This window comes from Gemmobacter nanjingensis, assembly GCF_014652195.1.
GTDB classification, from domain to species: domain Bacteria; phylum Pseudomonadota; class Alphaproteobacteria; order Rhodobacterales; family Rhodobacteraceae; genus Gemmobacter; species Gemmobacter caeni.
Genome location: NZ_BMYI01000052.1, coordinates 1 through 4,295, shown reverse-complemented (window position 1 = coordinate 4,295; position 4,295 = coordinate 1). Strand labels below are relative to the sequence as shown.

6 protein-coding genes are annotated in these 4,295 nt (G+C 59.7%); all 6 read right to left on the bottom strand.

Translation table 11 applies throughout. From position 1 onward, the window contains the following. On the bottom strand, positions 1 to 380 hold a 380-nt coding region (locus tag IE126_RS25300), incomplete at its 3' end, for a DUF2442 domain-containing protein (RefSeq protein WP_189383128.1). Further along, positions 373 to 612 carry a DUF4160 domain-containing protein gene (locus IE126_RS25295; RefSeq protein WP_189383126.1) on the bottom strand — a complete coding sequence of 80 codons (240 nt, stop codon included), beginning with the start codon at positions 610 to 612 and terminating at the stop codon, positions 373 to 375. The genes IE126_RS25295 and IE126_RS25300, both read right to left, overlap by 8 nt. Positions 613 to 687: 75 nt before the next feature. Next, positions 688 to 1,299: a hypothetical protein gene (locus IE126_RS25290; protein ID WP_189383125.1), complete on the bottom strand. Its 612-nt coding sequence runs from the start codon at positions 1,297 to 1,299 to the stop codon at positions 688 to 690. A 102-nt stretch (positions 1,300 to 1,401) separates the two neighbouring features. Further along, a complete protein-coding gene (locus IE126_RS25285) occupies positions 1,402 to 1,797 on the bottom strand; it encodes a MerR family transcriptional regulator (RefSeq protein ID WP_189383123.1) in 396 nt (131 codons plus the stop codon). Further along, positions 1,794 to 2,363, bottom strand: coding sequence for a helix-turn-helix domain-containing protein (locus IE126_RS25280; RefSeq protein ID WP_189383121.1), 570 nt, complete (start codon positions 2,361 to 2,363; stop codon positions 1,794 to 1,796). Before IE126_RS25280 ends, IE126_RS25285 begins: the two co-directional genes overlap by 4 nt. A 407-nt stretch (positions 2,364 to 2,770) precedes the next feature. After that, a complete protein-coding gene (locus IE126_RS25275) occupies positions 2,771 to 4,072 on the bottom strand; it encodes a plasmid recombination protein (protein WP_189383119.1) in 1,302 nt (433 codons plus the stop codon). Between the last annotated feature and the right edge of the window lie 223 nt (positions 4,073 to 4,295).

Here is a 4,295-nt window from a genome sequence, read left to right as displayed (position 1 = left end):
CCGCCCTTGGCCCCGTTCGTCCGCGCGGCTGCCGACTTGGCGGGCGATGTGGCCTGTCCTGCCCGGCGAGCCATGTAAGCCTTCGTTCCGAACAGGCCCGCCAGCAAGCCTGGCACGGACAGGTCTACATCGAGGGCTTCCCAGTGCAGGCCATAACCCGCGCCGAGGATTTCTACCGAAGCCAGATCGTCATCCGTGGCTGCCTCCAGCCCTTGCGCCATACGGGGCGGAAAGGCGAAGGTACAACCGTTGGTCAGCTCGACGATGATACGCCCATTTTTCCGGTCATAGCGCGCAGATGTCGCGCGCGGTTCGGTCTGTTGTGCGATGCGGCCCCGCTCTAGGGCCGCGTTGATTTCGGCGTCTGTCAGGTCAACCATGGATTTCCCTCCACTTGGCAAGAAACTGTTCCCGCTGGTCATGGACCAACTGCACGGCACGGCGCAGATCGTTCGCCTTCATGCCTTCTGCCCAGACAAGGGCCGGAAAACCGTCAGGACCGATCAGGTTGATCTTGGCCTGTCCGTCTCCGAACACATGCACATGGGCTGGCTCGTGGTCGTCAGTGAAGATGATGACGCGCAGACCATGCGCCCGGTAGATCGTGACCATGATTGAAAATAACCTATCATGATGGGTTTTTCAAGAGCCGATGCTAAGTGTGAAGTGTACGGGCTGACGGCACCCCTATCCTCGTACATTGAGGCTGATTAGGCGGGCGTTGAGGGCTTCCAATCTTGGTTCTAGGATACGGCGATCCTTCGACCGGGTGTTCCCGCAGACGAGGAACAGGCCCAAGCCCAGCGGGTTATGGTCCTGGGGGGCCTCCGATGTCACCAGCTCCAGCGCCCTCGGCGTTCCTCCCCCGGCGTAGAACGCCGCAGACGCCATCCGCTCGAGGGATTTGTAGGAGTCAAAATAGGTATTCCCATCTGACCTTCTGGCGATGCTGAACACGTCATAATGACCGGATCGGCGCGAGATCCCGGTTTCGCGCAGGTCATTGAGGTCAGACTCCGTCTCGATCAGGGCCACAACATTCCCCTCGGACCGGACCACCAGATCAATCCTCCGGCGACCGGACGTCGGGACGATGCCACCGGTCTCCTTGTCACGCCAAGCGGGCATCCCCCCCTTTAGGAACAGGTTCCTGTCTTCCACATCGACCTCAAACCCCTGCTCTTGAAGATGCCCTGCGAGGCGGGGCTTGATCCGCTGGTCCGCCACCTTTCCGGGCGCGCTGAACTCCCGCAAACCGTCCCGGATCAGGACCTCCATGGCATCATGGTTAACAGACATGATCGTAGCTCCTCATCGCTCAAAATTCTTCATCAACACCCGATGCGGATGTTGGCGGGCTTAAGCGCCGGGCCGCAGTAGCCCCGTAAATAGGGTCTTTGGTCAGCGCCCTAGGAGTCTTTTGAAAAATCCTTTGGGGCGATGATCCTCAAGCAAGGCGGTTGCCTGCTGACGCCATTTGTCCCTGTCCTCGCGCAGATCGGCAATGGTTTCCTGGAGAAGGGCGCGTTCTCGCTCGCGCTCTTTCTCTTGCATTTCCAACTGGATGCGGAGGGCTTCTAAGCTGTTACCTTGGTGTTCCGGTTTGTTTCTAGGTAACTCACCTGTCGGTGTTACTTCCGTTACCATGGGGAACACTCTGTGCAGCTCTGACGGATCAATGGCATAAGACCCATCTTCCAGCTTAGTAGCTGAAATCTTGCCAGATTTTATAGACCTGTGCAGGGTCGTCTTGCTTTTTCCTACGGCTTTTGCCGCGTCTCCAAGGGTGTAACTCATGGGGTTCCGTCGCGTTCCAGAGTGCCTGTTGCGGGCTGTTCCAATGTGCTGCGCCTCTTGATGCGGTACTCTCGCATGAAGGCCACACGGTCGCCTTTGAAGAATAGGGCGGGGTTCACCCAGAACTGGTTTGGTAGCTTCGGTTTGAGGAAGCCCTTGGCGATCAGCTCTTTCAGACCATTGTGAAAGGTGCGGTCGCTCATGTCCAAGGCGCGACCGTTCAGCCCATCATCGAACCAGATCAGACTCACGCTGTCGGAGTATCCGCCTGTCAGCTTCGACTTCTGGTACTCGCCCAAGACAGCCTGAAACACTCGTGCACCCGTCTTACTCAGATCGAAGGCTGCTTTCACGCCCTCGGCGAACACCTTCACGAAATGCTCTTCGTCCTTCTCCTCAATGACGTGGATGATACTCGATCCGACGACTTCGCCAGTATCAGGGTCCATCAGGTCTTTGGGTGCCGAGCGAGTACGCACCGTCTTGTGGCTCGTCTGAATCTCCGATCCATCCATGAACGGGTTCTCGGTCGGTGAGTATTCCAGCTTTCGCAAATTCAGCGCCATAAGATTTCGCTCCAGCGAAGGTTTTCGTATGATTTATTGTCTCTCACGCGAAGCGACTATGTCCCCTGAGCGAAGAAATCTCAACGATTTTCTTCGCTCGATGTCGCGTTTTCTTCGCTCGATGTCAAAATTTCTTCGCTCGTGATTCAACGCAGCAAGGCAAAATCGATGTTTCTCTTCTCACTCTTATATAGGCAGGCAAAAAATCCACAGCCGAGCGCGCTTGCGCGCCGGGGGGGAGCGCCCATTCACAGGGCTGGCGATCCCCCGCCTTCGGGCGGTTGTGGAGTTTTTGTTTGCCACCGCACGCGAAGCCCTTGAGGGCTGAGCGGGTGGTAAGGGGGGGACTGGGGGGGATTTTCCCCAGGAACCTGTCCAGGCTGATCTGTCGGGGTTTGCTGAGAAGATCAGAAGTCCAGATCCCGCGACCTGTGCTTGGACTGAACCGGCGCTTCCTGCTCAACTTCGATCTCCGGTTTTGGTTCGCGCTGAATGGTTTTTGTGACCTCTGGCGCCCGTAGGCCAAGGTTCTGCTCATTGCGGGTCACCGCAGCTTCGGCGTTCTGGGGCCAGAGCTGGGCGTGGCTGGGGTAGGGTATCCGTTCATCGCCGCGCAGCTGGGCGAGGGTGTTCTTCACGAAGGCTTCCGCCCTAGCGCAGAAATCCGCACATTTGGCGATGACGGCCGTCAGATGCATCCTGTCGGTCAGGGCCGGGAAGAAGGCCCGTCCAGCCTCATACCCCTTGCGGTCGTCATCCATGCCCATGCCGAAGCGTTGGGCTGTCGTGACGACATTTTCTGCGTCCTTGCGCACATCGTTGATGATTGGCCAGGGGTCGGTTTTCGTGCCATCCACCAGAGAGAGCTGCAGCGCCCATGCCCGAGGGGCCTCATAGGCAGCAGGAGCGCGCCTGTGGGCCTGTATCTCCCTCTGGAGCAGCAGAAGGTCGCGCAGATCGTCCAGGGCCTCTGGGGACAGCTCTGAGGCGCTCTGAAGGGCACGGACAACGTCAGGGGTCCGCACTTGATCCCGCAGCACTTCTTCCCGGGCCTTGTCCTTCACCAGGCCATAGGTTTCGGGAGTCAGATGCTGCCGATCGGTGATGACGCGGCGGGTGCCTCGTTCGATCTGGGCATCGAGATGCTGGCGCGACCAGTCCGCCCAGGACGTCTGCAGGGCCGAATACTCGTTCCTCTCCCCCGTCGCGGCCTTCAGCTCGACCAGGGCCTTCTGGGTGGAGATCACGGGCTTGCCGCGGCTGGTGCGCACCGGGGCAATCATCAGATCCACCACAGCGCCGCCTGCCTCGTCCAGGTCGAGACGTGCGCCGAACACCGCCCCCTTTCCAGCCCAGCTTTCCGCCCATGCCTTCGCCTGGTCGAACAGGGCGCGGTTGCGGGGGTTCTCGGGGTCGTGGAGGTCGCCCGCCGCCTTGACCCATTCCGGCGACACGACACAGAGCGCCTGCATGCACAGAGGCGCGCCCTTGCGTTCACCAGCGCCCAGCTCGGCCTTATGGGCCTTGAAGGCGGCGAGGTAGTCGCGGTCGCTCTCTGGGGCTTTGGACCATGCCAGACCCGCTCCTGGCTCAGCCCCTTCCCGCAGCCGTGCTTGGCTGGTCTCGTCGGCCCGTTCAGCGTGGAGGGTGGCCCCGCGCAGCTGGGCGATGCTGGTGATCTTGTTGACGCGGATGGCGGCCTTGAACATCAGGGATAAGACTTATGACTTGTGACATGTGAGGCCGGATAAAAGACAAAGGATTTACGCGGCAGGTGATGGGGTCAGGGTAGCCGGGAAGGGAAGAATTGTCATTTGAAATGACAACCCACTAGGCAATTCCCTCCGGGCCGCTCCGCTAATTGCCATGGGCCAGAGGCGCTGCGCCCTCTTGGATCACCAGCCAAGCATATCAGGCCTGCTTGCGCGGCCT

Bases quoted from the DNA above. Each gene is read 5' to 3' on its own strand.
- IE126_RS25295 (WP_189383126.1), bottom strand. From the start codon at position 612: ATGGTCACGATCTACCGGGCGCATGGTCTGCGCGTCATCATCTTCACT.
- IE126_RS25290 (WP_189383125.1), bottom strand. From the start codon at position 1,299: ATGTCTGTTAACCATGATGCCATGGAGGTCCTGATCCGGGACGGTTTG.
- IE126_RS25285 (WP_189383123.1), bottom strand. From the start codon at position 1,797: ATGAGTTACACCCTTGGAGACGCGGCAAAAGCCGTAGGAAAAAGCAAG.
- IE126_RS25280 (WP_189383121.1), bottom strand. From the start codon at position 2,363: ATGGCGCTGAATTTGCGAAAGCTGGAATACTCACCGACCGAGAACCCG.
- IE126_RS25275 (WP_189383119.1), bottom strand. From the start codon at position 4,072: ATGTTCAAGGCCGCCATCCGCGTCAACAAGATCACCAGCATCGCCCAG.